The organism is Lutibacter sp. A80 (assembly GCF_022429645.1).
Classification (GTDB): domain Bacteria; phylum Bacteroidota; class Bacteroidia; order Flavobacteriales; family Flavobacteriaceae; genus Lutibacter.
In genome coordinates this window covers 541,075-562,441 of record NZ_CP092480.1, presented here as the reverse complement: position 1 = coordinate 562,441, position 21,367 = coordinate 541,075, and the positions used below count along the sequence as shown (strand labels likewise).

The following is a 21,367-nucleotide window of genomic DNA, read 5'->3' as shown; positions in this document are numbered from 1 at the left end:
TTTTAAAAACAATACATTCATTAATAATTTAATATTTTAAAATACCAAAGTATAAAAATACACATCACAAAAACTTAACTAACTGATTATAGAATACTTACAAGTTGTAGCAAATAAAAATTAACAAGTATTATATTTGTTCTTAATCTAATTATTCAAAATTGTTTAAAACTCATTTAATAACTGTTTAAATTCTGTAAAAACTAACAAAGAAATTTCTAATATTTTGGTTAAATTTGCATTTTTCTAACTATTTACAAATAAATCTTACATATGATTCATTTCTTTGGAAACCAAAACAGTAAAATTTTTGCTGTGCAAACAGCAAAAGAACTTTCGCAAGAAACTATTCAAAAATTAAATTGGCTTTTTGGGAACCAACCAAAGCTTGATAAGGCATCTATAGATGCTTTTTTTATTGGACCTCGTGCCGCTATGATAACTCCTTGGAGTACCAATGCTGTTGAAATTACGCAGAATATGGCAATTGATGGTATTGTAAGAATTGAAGAATTTACCGCTTCAAATAAAGATGAAGACTTTGACCCAATGATTTTTCAAAAATATGAAAAATTAAATCAAGATATTTTTACTATAAATACAAAACCTGCTCCTGTTTTAGCTATTGATGACATTGCAGCTTATAACATTCAAGAAGGATTGAGTTTAAGTGATGAAGAAGTTGAATACCTAAACGGCATAAGCACAAAAATTGGTAGAAAATTAACCGATTCTGAAGTGTTTGGGTTTTCTCAAGTAAATTCTGAACATTGTAGACATAAAATTTTCAACGGAACATTTATTATTGATGGTGAAGAAATGCCTTCTTCCCTATTTAAATTAATTCGTAAAACTTCTGAAACAAACCACAACGGAATTGTTTCAGCCTATAAAGATAATGTAGCTTTTGTTGAAGGACCAACGGTGGAGCAATTCGCACCAAAATCTGCCGACAAACCTGATTTTTATGAGAAAAAAGATTTTAAATCTGTAATTTCATTAAAAGCTGAAACACATAATTTCCCAACTACGGTAGAACCTTTTAACGGTGCTGCAACAGGTTCTGGTGGTGAAATTAGAGACCGTTTAGCTGGTGGAAAAGGCTCGCTTCCGTTAGCTGGAACTGCAGTTTATATGACTTCTTATTCTCGTTTAAATGAAAATCGTCCGTGGGAAAACGGAATGGAAGAACGCGACTGGTTGTACCAAACTCCTATGGATATTTTAATAAAAGCATCAAATGGAGCTTCAGATTTTGGAAATAAATTTGGACAACCTTTAATTACTGGTTCTTTATTAACATTTGAACACGAAGAGCAAGCGCGAAAATTAGGTTTTGATAAAGTAATTATGCAAGCCGGTGGTATTGGCTATGGAAAAGCTGAACAAGCGTTGAAAGACAAACCAAACAATGCCGATAAAATAGTAATATTAGGTGGTGACAATTATAGAATTGGAATGGGTGGTGCTGCAGTTTCATCAGCTGATACTGGTGAATTTGCTAGTGGTATTGAATTAAATGCCGTGCAACGTTCCAATCCAGAAATGCAAAAACGTGCTGCCAATGCCATTCGTGGAATGGTAGAAAGTGATAAAAACAGTATTGTTTCTATTCACGATCACGGTGCTGGTGGACATTTAAATTGTTTATCTGAACTGGTTGAAGAAACTGGTGGATTGATAGATTTAGATAAATTACCTGTTGGAGACCCTACCCTTTCAGCTAAAGAAATTATTGGAAACGAATCTCAAGAACGTATGGGATTGGTTATTGGAAAAGAAGATGCTGAATATTTACATAGAATTGCCGATCGTGAACGTTCTCCTTATTACGAAGTTGGTGACGTTACAAACAACAATCGTTTTACTTTTGAATCTAAAACTACTGGTGAAAAACCAATGGATTTAGAAATGAATGATATGTTTGGAAGCTCTCCAAAAACAATTATGAATGATAAAACTATTACGTATGATTATTCAAATTTAGAATACTCTATTCGTAATATTTCAACCTATTTAGAGGAAGTTCTAAAATTAGAAGCTGTTGCTTGTAAAGATTGGTTAACAAATAAAGTAGACCGTTGTGTAGGCGGAAAAGTAGCCAAACAACAATGTGCAGGACCTTTACAATTACCTTTAAATAATGTTGGTGTTATGGCGCTAGATTACAATGGAATTGAAGGAATTGCAACTTCTATTGGACATTCTCCGGTTGCAGCACTTATTGATCCTGTAGCTGGTAGTAGAACCGCCATTGCAGAATCTTTATCAAATATTATTTGGGCACCTATTAAAGATGGTTTAAAAGGAATTTCTTTATCTGCAAACTGGATGTGGCCTTGTAAAAATGAAGGAGAAGATGCGCGTTTATACAAAGCTGTACAGTCGGTTTCAGATTTTGCTATTGAATTAGGTATTAATGTTCCAACGGGTAAAGATTCTTTATCTATGAAGCAAAAATATCCTAATGATGAAGTAATTGCACCTGGAACGGTTATTATTTCAGCGGCAGGAAATTGTACAGATATTAAAAAAGTTGTAGAACCTGTTTTACAAAAAAGTGGTGCTTCTGTTTATTATATCAATCTTTCACAAGACGAATTTAAATTAGGTGGTTCTTCTTTTGCGCAAACCTTAAATAAAATTGGAAATGAAGCTCCAACTATTAAAGATGCTTCATTTTTCAAAAATGCATTTAATACCATTCAAGCATTAATTTCAGAAGAAGCAATTGTTGCTGGTCACGATATTGGAAGTGGTGGTTTAATTACTACACTACTTGAAATGTGTTTTGCAGATAACAATCTGGGCTTAAAAATAGATTTCTCTGTTTTTGAAGAAAAAGACATTATTAAATATTTATTTTCTGAAAATATTGGAATTGTTTTTCAAGCGAAAGAAGATCTATTAGTTGAAAATAAACTAAATGCACAAAATGTTTCTTTTTATAAATTAGGAACAGTTACTAATGAAGCTACTTTAGATTTTGGACCTTGTAAATTAGACATCGCAAAATATAGAGACGTTTGGTTTGAAACTTCTTACTTATTAGATAATAAACAAACTGCAAACAACTTAGCTAAAGATCGTTTTGAAAATTATAAAGTACAGCCTTTAAAATATACGTTCCCAACTAATTTCACAGGAAAACTTCCTAAAGTTGATGCTTCTAAACCAAGACCAAAAGCAGCTATTATCCGTGAAAAAGGATCGAATTCTGAACGTGAAATGGCAAATGCCATGTATTTAGCCGGTTTTGATGTAAAAGATGTTCATATGACCGATTTAATTTCTGGTCGTGAAACTTTAGAAGATATTCAGTTTGTGGGTGCTGTTGGTGGCTTTAGTAATTCAGATGTATTAGGTTCGGCAAAAGGTTGGGCTGGTGCATTTTTATACAATGAAAAAGCAAATACTGCTTTACAAAACTTCTTCAAAAGAAAAGATACACTTTCCGTTGGAATTTGTAATGGTTGTCAATTGTTTATGGAATTAGAAGAAATAAATCCTGAACACGAAGTTCACGGAAAAATGTTACATAACGACTCTCACAAACACGAAAGTAATTTTACTTCAGTAACTATTCAAGAGAATAACTCGGTAATGCTTTCTACGTTAGCTGGAAGCACTTTAGGAGTTTGGATTTCACACGGGGAAGGAAAATTCAACTTACCAATGGAAGAAAAGGAATACAATATTGTAGCTAAATATGGTTATGAAGGTTATCCTGCAAACCCAAATGGATCCGATTATAATACTGCAATGATGAGCTCAAAAGACGGTCGTCATTTAGTGATGATGCCACATATTGAGCGTTCAATTTTTCAATGGAACTGGGCAAACTATCCAGCTGGAAGAAAAGACGAAGTTTCACCTTGGGCTGAAGCTTTTGTAAATGCAAGAAAATGGCTTACTAAATAAAAAACAATACTTACATAATAAAGGCTTTCAAATGAGAGCCTTTTTTTATGCTTATAATTTAGTAAATTATTTAAAATCAAACTATAAAACCTATATTTAAACAATCATAAATTCATATAAATTATTTTAAAAACATATGATTCAATAGCTTACATTTGCATTTTTAAATTGGATTGAATCAAATGAATATTCCTGAAAAATACAAACACATTATTGAATTAGGGAAAGCCCTTCATATTTATGGAGTGCCTTCTTATAAAGTACAGTCTTATTTAACTAAAGTATCTAAAACAGAAGATATAAAGGGTGTGTTTATGGACTTACCTACTTGGATAAATTATGTGTTTTATGAAGATGAGCAAACCTATAATTATATAGAATGTATTCCTCCTGGAGTTCTAAATTTAGGTGGATTATCTCGCGTTGATGAAGTTACCAATAAAGTAATTTCAAAAGAAATTGACAGCACCGAAGTGGTTTTAGAATTAGAAAAAATCAATAAAGAAGCTACAAAAACGAATCATTCTCTTTTATTAATTTCTTATGCAATAGCTGCTGCATCGTTTAGCTTAATGATTGGAACCAATTGGATTTCTTTAATTTTTGCTTTGATTTTAGGAGGTTTAGTTTATCCTTTTGTATATTTATCTACTAAATCTAATTATTTAGAAACTGTTTTAGAGTCATTGGTTTCATTTATTATAACAGTACTAGCCAGTTTATTACATTTAGTCTTTCCTGAACTTAATGTTGGAATCCTTATTTTATCTTCCATAATTATATTTATTCCTGGATTATCTATAACGACTTCTTTAGAAGAAATAACGTCAAAAAGCTTAGTCTCTGGAGGAGCAAAATTGTTTGATTCAATTATATCATTATTTAAACAATTTTTTGGAGTTTTATTAGGATTAGCTTTAATGGCTTCCATTATTGATTTTAAGGAATTAATTCATGTTTCCGATTTACCTCATTGGATTATGTTTTGCGGAATTCCTTTATTCTCAATAAGTCTTTTAACTATTTTTCAGGTTCGAAAAAAAGATATGATTTGGGGTGTTATCACTGGAGTTCTTGTGTTTTTCACTACTGTTTTATTTTCAGGGTATGGTGTGTTATTTAGTACTTTTATTGGAACAATTATGGCTGTTGCTATTAGCCATTTTTTTAATAGAATGACAAAAACACCAAAAACAGTATTTTTAACACAAGGTATTGTAATGCTTGTGCCGGGTAGTAAATCCTTTATGGGACTTAGCAGTTCTTTTTTAAATTCATCAATTATAATTGCGGATAATCTTTACGAACAAGTAGCTTATACCTTAATGGGAATTATTGGTGGTTTATTATTTTCAGGAGTATTTAGAAAGCGATAATTAAAAAACAACTACTCTTTTATAATTTTTATGGTTACAGGTTTATCTAACATAACTTTTGCAAGGTAGATTCCCGTTGGTAAATTTTCTAAAGAAATTGCTGTTTTCCCATAATTAACATTGTAATTTTTTGAGGAAATTAGTTGCGACTGCATACTATACAATTCTACTAATACATTTTTAATGTTAACTGGTAAATTTAGTATAGTTTTTCCAGTTGTAGGATTTGGATATGCTGTAATACCTTCAATTAAATCTATTTGTTTAGACAAAACACCTTCACAATTTACGCTAGTTTTTACTTGAACTAAATCTCCTGGTAATACATTTATTTCAAATGAAGTATTCATTGTTTTAAAAGCTTCTTTTCCATTTATAGAAACATTATAAGGAGCAGTACCCTTTTCAATATCTATTTTTACTTTGTTTGAAGTAATTGACGTTTTTCCGGATACAGTGGTACCAGCTTCAACAATAGCATTAAAACATTGCTCAAAGCTTTCTCCATCTACTACAATACAAAAGTTGTAGGTTTTAGGTTCTAAAGAATCAACTTCTAAAATACTATTAAAAGTGTATGACTTTCCATTAATACTAGTGGTATAATTTAAGTTTTCTTCTGCAGTAATTATTATTTTTCCATTGTTTTTAGTTGGACACGTTTCACTAACAGTCTCAATTTTAAAATTATTTGCTAGTAATTCAAAACAACCAACTTCATTTACTTGCATTCCTTGAGTTGAATTAGCACATTGATCTATATCATTAAAAACGCCATCATTATCGTCATCTAATTCACTTTCAGAACAACCTTGTGCATTCACATCTGAATCTTCTGGAGTATTAGGACAGGAATCATTTATATTTGGAACGCCATCATTGTCATCATCTTCTTCATCTGTATTATTGGTTTCTTCTTTACCATAAAAATTAATAGCATCAATTGTAGTCCAATCACTACTTTTAATTTCTTCACCAGTATTAGTATTTGAAAAACGACCAAAACCAATAATTTTTACATAAGTTGCAGCTTCACCATTTAACACAAATTGATTAAATTCAGTTGAATTTGCTTCGGTAAACAAATAAGTTGTTTCAGTTAGTAGTTGTGTAAAGCTACTTTCTTCTGTATCTGTAGTAGAAATCCAAATTTGAAAAGCATAAGCATCAGATTTACTATTTGTAGAAATCTCAATCAAATCTAAATTATATTTTGAACCTAAGTCATAAATAATATATTCACCATCATCATCCGTGTCATCTGCCACCCAATATGTACCAGTGTTTTTATCTAATGAATTAGATGCATAATTTGTTTTTCCAGCACTTTCACTTACTTCTTGTTTAGAAAAAGAATCAATAGTAACAGGAGCTCCATTTACACCAGAATTAATTATAGTTAAACCAGCTGTTACATCGGGTTTATCTTGAATTATTGTTAGTGTTTTTTCAATATCATCCTCTCCTGTACCTTTAAAAATTATGGTACCTACTCTACTAGCAGGAGTTGTATTTTCAGTAACGGAAATAGTTATAATTTCATTATCAGTACCAGAATTTGGATTAATGGTTATCCAAGATTCGTTAGACTCGGCTAACCAACCAATATTAGCTGTAACAGTAATATTATAAGAAGCTGCTTCATAAGTAAGCATCGATAAATTACTGATATTTAAATATTCATATGGCTCTGTAACAGTAATTGTACAATCTCCATCTGTTATATTAGTACCTGATGCATCTAAAAAACAAGCTCCAATTCCGTAACCAACCATAGCGTCAGTTTTAATTGAAAAAGCATCCATATTCGCTCCTTTTCCTATGGAAGCAGTTCCAGAAAAAGTGAAAATTTCGCCATTTTCAGTAGCTGTTATATCTGTTGCTAATGAAAAGCCATCATTTACTGCTCCCAATGCTGTTCCAGAATAAATATTTCCTGAGTAAGTTAAAGCTTTACCAAGATCGTTATACGCTCCAGAAACAACATCAGATACGTTAGAATTATCTTCAGAAAAATAAATTAAATTATTAGTTATATTACCCGTTGGGTCGGTTGATCCTTTATCTGTGTTATAATATAAAGGTGAGTTGGTATTGATAATTGTATTGTTAGAAACATTAATATCGGTTGTTTTCTGGTATCCATTTGAAACATCTGTAGAATTACAATCTACGTCTGCATTTGCACTACCACCAATAAAAGTAATTCCATTATTCCACTTAGCCTGGTCAACAACTGTAATACAATCTTGAATATAATTATTGGTTATATTATGATAACTATCGGTAATTCTAATACCTCCTGTACCGTCAACATTTTCTCCTAAAAAATAATTCCCTTCAACAGTTGCTCTAGAACCATGCCTAAGAACTAAAGATCCTCTAGACCTTCTGAAGGTGTTATTTACATACGTATTATTTTTACTTTTATTAGTAATAATTTCATTCTCACCATTTGCTTCAACAAAATAATTATTACTTACTGTTGCACCACTATTTACATTTTGATATTCACTAGTACCTATTCTTATAGTTTCACTATCTCCCGAATTACTTAATGAAGCATCCATTTTAACGAAATTATAAAAATAATTGTTACTTATTGTGTGACCTACTAACTCACAACTATTGTTTACTTCTGTCTCACCTTCAGCAACATTTGGAAACGCATTATATGCATATTCAGCAAGAATTAGAGCTCCAGCGCTTTCTTTATTCATAAAAGAGCAATTAATTACCGAATTATGTGTTCCGTATAACACAATCCATCTATGTTTTGTAATTGCCCCTTCAGCTAAATCTTCAACCTTATCATCTGGTTCAATTTCTAAACCATCTATTGCACAATTTTGGATAGTACTATAATTGGCATAATCGTAGCCATTTCTAAATTGAATAAAATTACTTGCACCATATCCACCTTTCCAATGAAAACCGTCAACAATAACATAATCTCCACCAATATTCATTTTTAAACCTCCTGTAAAAATTACACCTCCTGGAGACTCTGCTCTAAAAATAATTGGTTTTTCTGCAGTACCATTACCTACAAAATTTATACGTTCATCTGTATTATAAATACCATTTGCTAAAATAATTTCATCTCCTGCCACATAAGTTTGATCTTCTAATTTTTCTGGATCATCTATTGTATAAATTGTTTGAGAAATTGAAATCTGCGTTATTAGTAATAAAGTACTAACTATAATGCTTAGTTTAAGGTATTTCTTTTTCATATTTGCAAGTAGTATAAAATATATTTGGTTTAATTTAAACTGGTTTACCAATTTGGTTTACCAAATATATGAATTATTCTACTAGAAACAAATAGTTTATAATTATAAAATAGTGAAATACGAGAACAACGAAATATTCTAATAAGAATTAGAAATTGGTTTAAAACTAATCTCCTAATTGTTTTATTTTAAATTTATCTATTGCTGCAGTTGTATGTTCATTTTTCATAATAGTTTCTATTTTAGATACTATTTGGGGAAATTTTAATGCAACATCTGTTGTTTCAAATGGATCATTTTCTAAATTGTATAATTCTAATGTCATATTTCCATTAAAAATATTTTTTCTCACAGCTTTCCAGTTACCCATTCTTACAGCTTGTTGCCCTTTTTGAGCAGGAAATTCCCAATATAAAAAATCATGATTTTGTTGTTTCTCAGTTCCTAACAAAGTCGGTAAAAAGCTAATACCATCAATATCTTGTGGTACATCTGCATTTACTAATTCACCAAGTGTTGGCATTACGTCCCAAAAAGCTGAAATATGATTTGTTGTACTTCCTGCTTTAATTTTACCTGGCCAACTTGCAATCATTGGCACTCGTATACCTCCTTCATAAGTAAAACCTTTTGTATGTCCGAAGTTATTATTAAAAGGTCTAGCACTATTAAAAAATTCGGCATCTACACCACCTAAATAACTAGGACCATTATCACTTGTAAAAACAACAATTGTATTTTCGTATAGATTTAATTCCTTTAATTTGGCAACAATTTCACCCACTTGATCATCTAAATAAGAAATCATACCAGCATAAGCCGCATGTGGATATCTATTAGGAAAATAACCTTTATCTCCCAAATAAGGAGATTCATCACCAAATAACTCAACATATTTTTCAATATATTTATGTGGGACTTGCAAAGGTAAATGAGGTAAAGGGGTAGCATAATACATGAAAAATGGTTGTTCTTTATTTTCTTCAATAAAGTTTAACACTTCTGTTTGCATTTTAGCAGGTGCATAATCTACTTGTTCATACTTGCTATAACTAGCAATATCCATAGGATCTGTACCTTTATCTAATTTTGTACCTGGAGCAATTAAATCGTTATTTAACCATTCTTTTTCATCATTTTTCCATAAATGTTTTGGATATAATTGATGCGCTTGTCTTTGGCAATTATACCCATAAAAAAAGTCGAATCCACTTTTTGTAGGTATTCCTTCTGTTAAAGGTGCTCCTAAACCCCATTTCCCTACAATTGCTGTTTTATAACCTGCCTTTTGCATCACTTTTCCAATTGTTTCTGTAGTATTTAAAATTGGGCGCTGACCTTCTAAATTTGGATCATTTATTACAGCTTCAAAATTCCAAACATCTCCTCTTTCAGCCCACTCATCGTTTCCTCTTATTCTTGCATGTCCAGCATGTTTTCCTGTCATTAACATATATCTAGATGGTGCACAAACAGGAGCTCCAGAATAATGTTGTTTAAATAACATTCCTGAATTTGCTAAAGCATCAATATTGGGAGTTTGAATTTTTTCTTGACCATAAACACCTAATTCTCCATAGCCTAAATCATCGGCTAATATGTAAATAACATTTGGTTTTGATATGTTTTTTTTAGTAGGCACTTCTTTACAAGCACATAAATTAACTAATAAAATAAATAGTAAAACTATTTTTCTGAATTCTAATTTCATTTTATGAAGCATTAAAAATATTAATAGTATAAAAGTACTAAAATATTTAATAAACGTATTAAATACAATTATTAATATTTTATATTTAAATCGTTCGTTCTAATTTTAGCTAGTTTAGTATTTAATTTACGTTTCATTTTTTTTACAACACGTCTATATTTTGGGTTTTCTGCTAAATTTGTGTATTGTTGTGGATCATTATGCATATCAAAAAGTTCTATTCCTGCTGATGCATCTTCATTATATTGAATGTATGCCCATTTATTTGTTCTAACTAAAAAAGTTTTTCCACCTTGACTTACTGAAAAAGCCATATTTCTTACTTTTTTATCGGGATTTGAAAGCAAGGGAGTTAAATCTTTTCCTTGTATATGTTTGGAAGCTTTTAATCCAGCTAAGGATGCTAAAGTTGGATATAAATCCAATAATTCAGTAAAAGAATTACAAACAGCTGGTTCTTTACCTGGTACTTTAATAATCATAGGAACTCTAACAGATTCTTCGTGCAAACTAACTTTCATCCAAAAATCATGTTCACCTAAATGAAAACCGTGATCTGAAGTAAAAACTACAATGGTGTTTTCTTCTAAACCTTCATCTTTAAGTGCTTTCAAAACTTTTCCAACCTGTGCATCCATATAAGCAACACTTGCATAATAAGCAGCTATCGCTTTCTTTTCTTGCTCTGTATTCATTTGAGCATTTTTACTGGTTACATAATTAATTCCTCGTTTAGGAATATCGTCCCAATCGCCATCTATTTTTTTAGGAAGTTTTATTGCTTCAAAAGGATAAGGTTTAAAATAACTTTTGGGAGCTACAAAAGGCACATGAGGTCTTACAAAACCAACTGCTAAAAAGAAAGGTTCATGTTTATGTTTTTTTATCAGTTCTATTGCTTTTTTAGCGGTTTTACCATCAGAATGTGCTAAATCATCTCCTTCAGCTTTAACAATAGTCATAACATTCCCACCTTTTCTTTCAATTTTTCCATCGGGATTTCCTTGCACTAATTCAGCTTCACCTTTAGCTTTCCATTCTGGACCTTGACTGTTAAAACGTTCTGTCCATGAAGCTTCATCATCTTGTCCATTTGATCCGGTTTCTATATCAATTGGAATTCCCATATGATAAATTTTACTTACCCTAGCAGTATAATAACCATTATTTTTAAATAATTGAGGCAATGTATTTCTAGAGTAACCAATATTTTCTCTTCCACTTACATAGCCATACGTTTTAGTTGCACTTGGATAATAACCTGTTAATAAGGAGGCTCTTGAAGGTCCACATACCGGATATTGGCTATAGGTTTTTGTGAATCGTGTTCCTTCAAAAGCTAACTTATCTATATTTGGAGTTTTACAAACATTATTTTCATAAGAAGAAACAGCCGTTGCTGTTAAATCGTCTGAAATAATAAAAAGTACATTGGGTTTATTAATTTTTTGAGAAAAAATAGGTGAAGCAAATAAAGCAAAAATTAAAAAAAATTGAAATTTCATATAAATTATATTAACATTCTAAATATACTATAATTTATATTTTTTAAAATTTAATTTAGACGAATGACTAATATCTAGCATTAAAACTCAAAAACAATATATTTTTAATAAAAAAATCATCATTTAAATTTAAGTTAAATTATACTCCCTTTATAAATCAATAAGGAGCATTCGTCTAAAAACTATTACTACTTTATTAATTAATATTAAATTTAGACTTATTAATGTTAATTAATATTTTATGAAATTTAAAGGTCTTCAAATTATATCAAAACTACATTTTAAAATAAATTTTTTAAAATTATGTATATTGGTAATAGTCGTATTTTTTTATGGAACAGTTGCTTTTTCCCAAGAAAAAGAACTTCCTAACATTATTTATATACTAGCAGATGATTTAGGATATGGAGATATTTCGCACTTAAATAACGAATCTAAAATAATAACCCCGAATATCGACAAACTAGCGTCCGAAGGAATTACTTTTACAGATGCACATAGTAATTCTGCCGTTTGTACCCCAACACGTTATGGAATTTTAACAGGTAGATATGCTTGGCGAACTTGGGTTAAAAGCGGTGTTCTTTGGAGTTACGATAAACCTTTAATACCTAAAAACCGAACAACAGTAGCTTCTTTACTAAAGAAAAAAGGTTATACAACCGCTTGCATTGGAAAATGGCATTTAGGATTGGGTTGGCAAAAAAACAAAGATAGTACTGTTAATTTTAAAAAGTCTATTAAAAAAACTCCTAATGATATTGGTTTTGATGAATTTTATGGCATAACAGCATCTTTAGATATTCCTCCTTATTTTTATATTAAAAACAGAAAGATTACAGCCTCAAAAATAAGTACTATTGAAGCAACTACTGGTAAGGGATTTTGGAGAGAAGGTCCTATTGGAGACGATTTTAAACACGAAGATGTTCTTCCTCATTTAACTAATAAAGCTATTACTTACATTAATAAACAAAGCAAACGTAAAAAACCTTTCTTTTTATATTTACCATTACCTGCACCTCACGCTCCTATTTTACCAACTCCAGAATTTAAAGGTAAAAGTAACGCTGGTGTATATGGTGATTTTGTTTTAATGGTTGATAATGTTGTAAAACAAGTTGAAGAATCCTTAAAAAATAATGGAATTTCTGAAAATACACTTATCATATTTACAAGTGATAATGGCTTTGCTCCTGTCGCAAACATACAAGAGCAACTCGACTTCGGACATACACCTAGCAAAAATTACAGAGGTTATAAAGCTGATATTTATGAAGGTGGACATCGCATTCCATTTATTGCAAAATGGCCTTCAAAAATTAAAAAAGGGACAACTTCTCCCCAAACTATTTGTTTGACTGATTTTATGGCGACAACTGCTGCAATAACAGGTGAAACACTTCTTGATTCCCAAGCTGAAGACAGTTATAATTTATTACCAATTCTTACTGGCGAAGCATTAGAAAACCCAATACGTGAAGCAACTGTACATCATTCTATTGAAGGTGTTTTTTCAATTCGTCAAGGAAAATGGAAACTAATTTTTGGTGCTGGTTCTGGTGGATGGGCATATCCAACTAAAAATCAATTGAAAGATTTGAACCTACCTAAATTACAATTATACAATTTAGATACAGATCCTTCAGAAAAATTAAATATTGTAGAAGACAACCCACTAATTGTTGAAAAACTAACCGTTTTAATGAAAAAATATATTGATAACGGAAGAAGTACTCCTGGAAAACCTCAAAAAAATGATACCAAAACAACATTATACGCTAAATCTTTTTAAAATGATTTTAAACAAAAAACATCTTAATCTATATAGTACAATTATTTTTGTTATTGTTTTAAGTACGTCTTTTTGCTATGCGCAATCTAGCAAAAAACCAAATGTTATTATTATTTATACCGATGACCAAGGTGCGGTAGATTTAGGAAGCTATGGTGCAAAAGACATCTATTCTCCAAACATTGATAATTTGGCAAAAAGCGGTACAAAATTCACACAGTCTTACGTTGCAGCACCTGTTTGTGCTCCTTCAAGAGCAGCTCTTTTAACAGGAAACTATCCTCAAAATGCGGGTGTACCTAGCAATACTTCGGCTTCTCCTGGATCAAAAGGGTTACCTGCTGAACAATATACTATGGCTGAATTATTTAAAGATAATGGTTATGCAACAGGACATATTGGTAAATGGCATTTAGGTATGGACATAGAAAGTAGTCCAAATGCTCAAGGTTTTGATTATTCTTTTGGACATTTAAGAGGCTGTATTGATAATTATTCTCATTATTTTTATTGGGAAGGTCCAAATGTTCATGATTTATATGAAAACGGAAAAGAAGTTTTTTATGAAGGTCAATATTTTCCAGACTTAGCTTCAGAAAAAGCTATTGATTTTGTTGAAGAACAAAAAGAGCAACCATTTTTTATGTTTTACGCTATAAATATGCCACATTATCCTTACCAACCAACACAAAAATGGCGTGATTATTATAAAGATACTCCAAAACCAAGAGGTGATTATGCTGCTTTTATTTCAACAATTGATGAAAGAATTGGTTTTTTAATTGACAAATTAGATGATTTAGGAATTAGAGAAAATACAATTATTATTTATCAATCAGATAATGGTTATTCAACCGAAACACGTGCTTTTAATGGTGGAGGTAATTCTGGTCCGTACAGAGGTGCAAAAAGTAGTTTGTTTGAAGGCGGAATTAGACTTCCAACAATTATAAATTGGAAAAATCATCTTCCAGAAAATGAAGTAAACAATCAATTTATTATGAATATAGATTGGATGCCTACACTAGCTAAACTTTGTAGTTTAGATACTACATTAAATGCTATAGATGGTTTAGATATTTCTAAAATGTTAAAAAACCCAATAGTAAATTCACCTAGAAATTCAGCTTTTTGGAAGTACGGAAATCAGTGGGTTGTTAGAAAAGGAGATTGGAAACTTATTGGAAATCCAAAAGATACATCAAATAAAGGTAAACTAGATTTTAATACTGATGCGTTATTTTTAGTTAATTTAAAAATTGATAATTCTGAAATGAAAAATCTGGCTTCTGAATACCCTAAAATTGTAGAAGAACTTTTAAAAGATTACATTTCTTGGGAACATGGCAGTATAAATGATATTCCTAAAAAAATTAAAAAAGTAAGCCATTTAGGTACCTTTGGAACAATTACATCAACTAGTAAGCTACATTCAAACTATAAAAACATTGAAGTTTTATTAGATGGTGAATTAGGCTATGCTGATTTTAGCACAGGACAATGGATTGGTACAGAAGGTTCCGATTTAGAATTTATTATAGATTTAAAACACATACAAAAGATTTCAGAAATAAATTTAAATTATCTCTCTTCATTTGGTGACTGGATTTTTCCACCAAAAAATTTTGAAGTCAGTTTTTCCGAAAATGGAAATGAATTTAACTCTAAAAAAATTAAAGACATTGAAATTTCAAAAAATAATAACAACTTAAATCCTGCTACAATAAATTTAAACCTAAAAGCAAGATTCATAAAAGTTAAAATTAAGGGAATTGGCAGTTGTCCAGATTGGCATACAGGAGCCGGTAACCCTGCTTGGTTTTTTATTGATGAAATAATAATAAAATAACTATCCTTTTATGAAATTACAAAGAATAGCATCCATTGATGTCTTAAGAGCAATTACCATGTTTTTAATGTTATGGGTAAACGATTTTCCTACTTTAACCAATGTGCCAAAATGGTTAAAACATGCAAGTTACAACGAAGATTATTTAGGTTTTTCTGATGTTATTTTTCCTTTATTTTTATTTATTGTTGGTTTAAGTATTCCTTTAGCCATTGAATACAGAAATAAAATTGGTAAAAGCTTAAGTTCAACAGTAAAGCATATTGCTATTAGGTCTGTATCATTAATTATTATTGGGGTTTTTATGGTTAATTATGAAAGTGCTCATAGCGAACATATGCTAATTGACAAATATTTTTGGTGTTTATTAATGGCAATTGCAGTTTGTCTTATTTGGATGAACTGGAGTAAGAGTCCTGTCCACCCTAAATGGCATAAATTTATTAAAGCTTTTGGTATTTTAATCCTTATTTTTTTAGCAATCATTTACATAGGAGGTCCTGAAGGAGAAATGTGGATGAAAACACAATGGTGGGGTATTCTTGGTTTAATTGGCTGGGCTTATTTAGTAAATGCTTATGCTTATTTATTTGCTAATAAAAAATTAAAACTTATGGCAGTAGTACTTCTTATTTTTATGGCACTTCAATTATTACATCAATTAGATTATCTACCTCGACTAAATTCAAATTTATCAATTTTAAATACTATTTATAATGGTACAATTCCAGCATTTACAACTTCAGGTATACTAGCTACATTGCTCTATAAAAAACTTTCAAATAAAAGTGAATTGGTTATTTTTTTAGTGTTTTCTTCTATAACAATTATATTTATTTGTTATGGTCTAATCACAAAACCTTTTTGGGGAATTTCAAAATTACAAGGTACACCAGCATGGTCTGGAATATGTATTGGTATTGGCTTTTTTTCTTTTACAATATTACATTTTATTGTAGATTTTAAAAAGAAAATTAAATGGGCTAAAATTATTGAACCTGCAGGAACTGCAACATTAACTTGTTATTTAATCCCTTACTTTATATACCCTTTAATAAATATAACTGGATTTCGATTTCCCGATTTTTTAAATTCGGGTAGCATTGGGTTATTTATTTCATTAATTTATGCACTTCTAGTTATTCTATTTACAGGTTTTTTAGCTAAAAAAGGATTCAAACTTAAATTATAATATTAAAATAACTTTAAGCAATAGCTTTTTTTAATTCCATTTTTTTATGCGTTTTAACAATCAGTTTTTTTAATAAAATAGAAATAATTAGTGCTACTATAAACATAACAGCAAAAACAGCTAATGTAATATCTAAAGAACCTGAACTCTTTTTTATAACATCGTAGATTGTAGGACCTACAATTCCTGCAACTGCCCAAGCAGATAAAACTCTTCCGTTAATAACACCTAAATCTTTTGTTCCAAATAAATCACCCACAATAGCCGGTAAAATTGCATAACCAGCTCCATACATTGTAATTACGGTAAATAATACTGCTAAAAACATCCATTCAGAATTAATTTTTGGAAGAAAGTAAAAAGCAAAAATTTGAAAAACAAAAAATAATATAAATATATTTATTCTTCCCAAATAATCTGATAAACTAGACCAAAACAGACGTCCTAAACCATTAAAAATACCTATAAAACCAACTATAGCAGCAGCTTCAATTGGTGTATAATTTAATTTTTCTTGCATCATAGGACTTGCAGCTGCAATTAAAGAAATACCACAGGCAATATTAATAAACATCATAATCCATAAATAATAAAAAGACGTTGTTTTTAAAGCTTCTTTTGAGCTTATATTCGCTAAATCTTTTTGTACGCTATTCCCTTTTCCAGGGACAAAACCCTCAGGTAAATATCCATCTGGTGGAGTTGATAAATAACTTGCAGAAACTAAAATAAGTATCATATAAATGATACCTAGAATATAGAAAGTATTAGCTACACCAACATTTTCAAACAATTTTTGCATAATAGGACCAAAAATTAAAGCAGCAAAACCAAAACCCATTATTGCCATCCCGGTAGCTAACCCTCTTCTATCTGGAAACCATTTTATTAGTGTACTTACGGGTGCTATATATCCTAGACCTAAACCAATTCCACCAATAACACCATAACATATAAAAAACAACGGTAAAGAAGTAATTTGAACAGCTAATCCAGCACCAATAATACCGATACCATAAAATATACCTGCTATTATACCACTTTTTTTAGGTCCCATTTTCTCTACCCATTTACCCAAAAATGTTGTTGTTAAACCTAAAAACAATATCGCTAATTTAAAAGCCCATTTTATATCACCTCCTTCAACTTCAAAAATATTTTTTACTGGGTTTGTCATTACTGAATAAGCATATACAGAACCAATAGATATGTGAATTCCAATTGCAGATAACGCGATTAACCAACGGTTTTTTAATTTTTGTTTCATGCTTTATTATTTACTTTTATAAAGAATTCTAATTAATTTTTACTTCTTTAAAATATTCTTTTAAAATTGCTGAAGCATTTTCTAATTCCTCCGGTGTATTTTCTCTTGCATCTTCTAATTGATATTCCCAACCTAAAGCTTTCCATTTGTGAATACCTAATTTATGATAAGGTTGAATCTCAATTTTTTCTATGGTTTTATACTTTTTAAAGTGTTTACCCAAGGCATGTAATAATTCTGGTTTATTAGTTATTTCAGGAATTAAAACATAGCGTAACCACATGTTTTTACCTGAAGCTTCTCTATATGCAGCAAACTTAAATGTTGTTTCTTTATTGCGCATTCCAGTTAATGCAACATAGCCTTCTTCGGTCATATGTTTTATATCTAGCATTACCAAATCGGCATAATTATCTAACAATTCTTTTGTAAAATGATTTAAAATTCTTCCGTTAGTATCTATATTAGTGTGAATTTTCTCTTCTTTTAATCTTTTAAAAAAAGGAATTAATTGTTTTGCTTGCAATAAAGGTTCTCCTCCAGAAACTGTTACTCCTCCAGTTTTACCAAAATAAGGCTTCATTTTTATGGCCATAGCAACCAAATCTTCAATTTTATATTCCATACCTCCAGAAGTTTGAATAGTATCTGGATTATGACAATACAAACATTTAAGTTTACAACCTTGTAAAAAAATAACCAATCTTATTCCGGGACCGTCATGCGTTCCAAAAGATTCTATTGAATGTACTTTTAATATTTCCTCAGTTGTTTTGATAAAGCAAAAGTTTAAAAATTAAGCATCAAAAAAAATTTATTCTGATGCTTAATTATATTCATATTATTAATATTAGCTACATAGATTCGTGAAAAGAACGTGTAATAACCTCTTGTTGTTGTTCTTTTGTTAAACGTACAAAATTTACTGCATAACCAGAAACACGAATTGTTAACTGTGGGTATTCTTCTGGTCGTTCCATGGCATCTAATAATGTTTCTTTATTTAATACATTAACATTTAAATGTTGTGCATTTCTAGAAAAGTAACCATCTAAGGTAGTTGCTAAATTATTAATTCTATCTTCTTCGTTTGCTCCTAAAGATTTTGGAACAATTGAAAATGTATTAGAAATTCCGTCTTGAGAATCTTTATAATTAATTTTAGCTACAGAATTTAATGAAGCTATTGCGCCATTTTTATCTCTCCCGTGCATTGGATTTGCTCCTGGAGCAAAAGCAACACCATAAGCTCTACCATCTGGAGTAGCTCCAGTTTTTTTACCATAAGAAACATTTGAAGTAATTGTTAATACAGACATTGTAGGTTCTGCATTTTTATATACTGGTAATTGTTTCAATTCATTATTAAAATCAGCTACAGCTTGTGTTGCAAGTGCATCAACTTTATCATCATCATTACCATAGCAAGGAAATTCTCCTTCAATTTTAAAATCTACAGTTAAACCTTCTTCATTTCTAATAGGTTTTACTTTTGCATATTTTATGGCTGATAAAGAATCTGCAACAATTGATAAACCTGCAATTCCATATGCTATATTTATTGATGGATTTGTATCAATTAAAGCCATTTGTGCTTTTTCATAATAATATTTATCGTGCATATAATGAATAATATTCATAGAGTCGTTGTATACACGTGCTACTTCTTTCATTGCAATTTTAAAATTAGCCATTACTGTATCAAAGTCTAAATACTCGTCAGTATAAGCTGGTATTCCATCAACAACTTGTGTTCCTGTAAACTCACATCTACCTCCATTTATAGCTAATAATAATGTTTTAGCTAAATTGGTTCTAGCTCCAAAAAATTGAATAGATTTTCCTAATTCTTGATAAGAAACGCAGCAGGCAATACCATAATCATCAGACCCACGGTTTTCACGCATTAAGTTATCATTTTCAAACTGAATTGAAGAAGTATCTATTGATACTTTTGCACAGTAATCTTTAAAATTTTGAGGTAAACTATAAGACCAAAGAATTGTAATATTTGGCTCTGGTGATGGTCCTAAGTTATACAATGTATTTAAAAAACGGAATGATGTTTTGGTTACTTTAGTTCTTCCATCAGAAAACATACCTCCAATAGCTTCTGTTACCCAAGTTGGATCACCTGCAAAAATTTCGTCGTAAGCAGCCATACGTAAATGACGTACCATTCTTAACTTCATAACAAATTGATCTATATACTCTTGAGCTTCAACTTCAGAAATTAACCCTTTTTGTAAATCATTCTCAATATATACATCTAAAAATGTAGAAACATTTCCTAAAGACATTGCTGCACCATCTTGTTCTTTTACGGCTGCTAAATATCCCATATATGTCCATTGAACTGCTTCTTGCGCATTTACAGCTGCACGAGATAAGTCTAAACCATAGGTTTTACCTAAGGCTATCATTTCATTTAAAGCTCTTATCTGCTCAGCTACTTCTTCTCTTAAACGAATTACGCTATCTGTCATTGGTCCTTTTATTGAAGCCAAATCTGCTTTTTTAGACGCAATTAAAAAGTCTATACCATATAATGCAATTCTACGGTAATCACCAATAATTCTTCCTCGTGCATAATTATCTGGTAAACCTGTTAAAAACCCTAATGAACGGAATTTTTTAATTTCAGCAGTATACGCATCAAAAACACCATCGTTATGTGTTTTAACATATTTAGAAAATAAGTTAGTTAATGTTTTGTTTGGTTCTACTCCATGTTCAGATAATGCCTTTTGTACAACTTTAAAACCTCCAAAAGGTTTCATTGTTCTTTTTAATAATTGATCTGTTTGCAAACCAACAATTACTTCGTTTTCTTTATCTATATACCCAGCTTCAAATGCAGCTATAGTAGAAATAGTTTCTGTATCTAAAGAATGTACACCATTATTTTTTCTTTCTTCTAATGTAGCTTTTTTACAAATTTCCCATAATTTTTCAGTTTTAGAACTTGGTCCAACTAAAAATTCATGTGTACCATAATATGGTGTTACATTGTTAATTACAAAATCCCGAACATTAACTGTTTTATTCCAAATTCCACTTTTAAAATCGATTTCTGTCATTTTTTTATTGTTTAAAAAACTTTAAAATATTTGCTTAATTCTCTTTACAAATTTAAATCTAAAAGGCATAAAAAACACTCTATTTAAGACTAAATAGACTTTTATTTTTTACTTATTTACTAAAACGATTGAAGTATATAGCTAGAGAACTGTTTTTAAAAATGCAATAAAAAGTTTAGGTACTAAAATATCAATTCAATACATTTTCAAGTTAATTTAAAATATATTAATTTTATCTATATTACAGTAAAAAGTCTTAAAAACGATACTTATTTAAAATATTATAAAAAAAACACGCCTTAAAAAGATAAATATGTAAAAAACAAAGACTTTTTAAGCTTAAATATTTAGTATCATCAAATTAAGTAAAATTCATAATTTGCAAAATCAGTTTTTAATTTATATTTTGCATTTACCAACTTGTCTTTTTAATAT

The 21,367-nt window shown here is 30.1% G+C and carries 11 protein-coding genes; 5 read left to right on the top strand and 6 right to left on the bottom strand.

Features of this window, described 5'->3' with window-relative positions; genetic code table 11:
* Positions 1-273: 273 nt before the first annotated feature.
* Together purL and MHL31_RS02340 are read left to right on the top strand one after the other, a co-directional pair.
* Positions 274-3,921 (top strand): phosphoribosylformylglycinamidine synthase, encoded by a 3,648-nt coding sequence (gene purL, locus MHL31_RS02345; RefSeq protein ID WP_240227476.1) that lies wholly within the window; start codon positions 274-276, stop codon positions 3,919-3,921.
* Positions 3,922-4,103: 182 nt separating this feature from the next.
* Positions 4,104-5,297, top strand: coding sequence for a threonine/serine exporter ThrE family protein (locus MHL31_RS02340; RefSeq protein ID WP_240227475.1), 1,194 nt, complete (start codon positions 4,104-4,106; stop codon positions 5,295-5,297).
* Between the two features lie 11 nt (positions 5,298-5,308).
* Here the strand turns inward: MHL31_RS02340 and MHL31_RS02335 are convergent, their stop codons facing one another.
* The 3 genes from MHL31_RS02335 to MHL31_RS02325 all read right to left on the bottom strand — a co-directional run bounded on the left by MHL31_RS02335 (position 5,309) and on the right by MHL31_RS02325 (position 11,749).
* Positions 5,309-8,533 (bottom strand): chondroitinase-B domain-containing protein, encoded by a 3,225-nt coding sequence (locus tag MHL31_RS02335; RefSeq protein ID WP_240227474.1) that lies wholly within the window; start codon positions 8,531-8,533, stop codon positions 5,309-5,311.
* A 166-nt stretch (positions 8,534-8,699) separates the two neighbouring features.
* Complete coding sequence (locus MHL31_RS02330) at positions 8,700-10,244, bottom strand: arylsulfatase (protein ID WP_240227473.1); 1,545 nt, start codon at positions 10,242-10,244, stop codon at positions 8,700-8,702.
* Positions 10,245-10,315: 71 nt separating this feature from the next.
* Positions 10,316-11,749, bottom strand: a complete 1,434-nt coding sequence (locus MHL31_RS02325; protein WP_240227472.1) for a sulfatase — start codon at positions 11,747-11,749, stop codon at positions 10,316-10,318.
* Positions 11,750-11,990: 241 nt separating this feature from the next.
* Here MHL31_RS02325 and MHL31_RS02320 point away from each other — a divergent pair, with 241 nt between their 5' ends.
* Genes MHL31_RS02320 through MHL31_RS02310 form a run of 3 tightly spaced genes read left to right on the top strand, consistent with a single transcriptional unit; the run spans position 11,991 to position 16,585 of the window.
* Positions 11,991-13,544: an arylsulfatase gene (locus MHL31_RS02320; protein ID WP_240227471.1), complete on the top strand. Its 1,554-nt coding sequence runs from the start codon at positions 11,991-11,993 to the stop codon at positions 13,542-13,544.
* 1 nt (position 13,545) lies between these two features.
* Positions 13,546-15,393 (top strand): sulfatase-like hydrolase/transferase, encoded by a 1,848-nt coding sequence (locus tag MHL31_RS02315; RefSeq protein ID WP_240227470.1) that lies wholly within the window; start codon positions 13,546-13,548, stop codon positions 15,391-15,393.
* A 10-nt stretch (positions 15,394-15,403) separates the two neighbouring features.
* Positions 15,404-16,585, top strand: a complete 1,182-nt coding sequence (locus MHL31_RS02310; RefSeq protein WP_240227469.1) for a DUF5009 domain-containing protein — start codon at positions 15,404-15,406, stop codon at positions 16,583-16,585.
* A gap of 13 nt (positions 16,586-16,598) precedes the next feature.
* Here the strand turns inward: MHL31_RS02310 and MHL31_RS02305 are convergent, their stop codons facing one another.
* The 3 genes from MHL31_RS02305 to pflB all read right to left on the bottom strand — a co-directional run bounded on the left by MHL31_RS02305 (position 16,599) and on the right by pflB (position 20,932).
* Positions 16,599-17,852, bottom strand: a complete 1,254-nt coding sequence (locus MHL31_RS02305) for an OFA family MFS transporter (RefSeq protein ID WP_240227468.1) — start codon at positions 17,850-17,852, stop codon at positions 16,599-16,601.
* Between the two features lie 28 nt (positions 17,853-17,880).
* The gene (gene pflA, locus MHL31_RS02300) at positions 17,881-18,594 is read right to left on the bottom strand and encodes a pyruvate formate-lyase-activating protein (protein WP_256451656.1); all 714 of its coding nucleotides are present in this window, start codon (positions 18,592-18,594) and stop codon (positions 17,881-17,883) included.
* A gap of 112 nt (positions 18,595-18,706) precedes the next feature.
* Positions 18,707-20,932 (bottom strand): formate C-acetyltransferase, encoded by a 2,226-nt coding sequence (gene pflB / locus MHL31_RS02295; RefSeq protein WP_240227466.1) that lies wholly within the window; start codon positions 20,930-20,932, stop codon positions 18,707-18,709.
* Positions 20,933-21,367 lie beyond the last annotated feature (435 nt).

Bases quoted from the DNA above. Each gene is read 5' to 3' on its own strand.
- MHL31_RS02335 (WP_240227474.1), bottom strand. From the start codon at position 8,533: ATGAAAAAGAAATACCTTAAACTAAGCATTATAGTTAGTACTTTATTA.
- MHL31_RS02325 (WP_240227472.1), bottom strand. From the start codon at position 11,749: ATGAAATTTCAATTTTTTTTAATTTTTGCTTTATTTGCTTCACCTATT.
- MHL31_RS02320 (WP_240227471.1), top strand. From the start codon at position 11,991: ATGAAATTTAAAGGTCTTCAAATTATATCAAAACTACATTTTAAAATA.
- MHL31_RS02315 (WP_240227470.1), top strand. From the start codon at position 13,546: ATGATTTTAAACAAAAAACATCTTAATCTATATAGTACAATTATTTTT.
- MHL31_RS02340 (WP_240227475.1), top strand. From the start codon at position 4,104: ATGAATATTCCTGAAAAATACAAACACATTATTGAATTAGGGAAAGCC.
- MHL31_RS02310 (WP_240227469.1), top strand. From the start codon at position 15,404: ATGAAATTACAAAGAATAGCATCCATTGATGTCTTAAGAGCAATTACC.
- purL (WP_240227476.1), top strand. From the start codon at position 274: ATGATTCATTTCTTTGGAAACCAAAACAGTAAAATTTTTGCTGTGCAA.
- MHL31_RS02330 (WP_240227473.1), bottom strand. From the start codon at position 10,244: ATGAAATTAGAATTCAGAAAAATAGTTTTACTATTTATTTTATTAGTT.
- MHL31_RS02305 (WP_240227468.1), bottom strand. From the start codon at position 17,852: ATGAAACAAAAATTAAAAAACCGTTGGTTAATCGCGTTATCTGCAATT.
- pflB (WP_240227466.1), bottom strand. From the start codon at position 20,932: ATGACAGAAATCGATTTTAAAAGTGGAATTTGGAATAAAACAGTTAAT.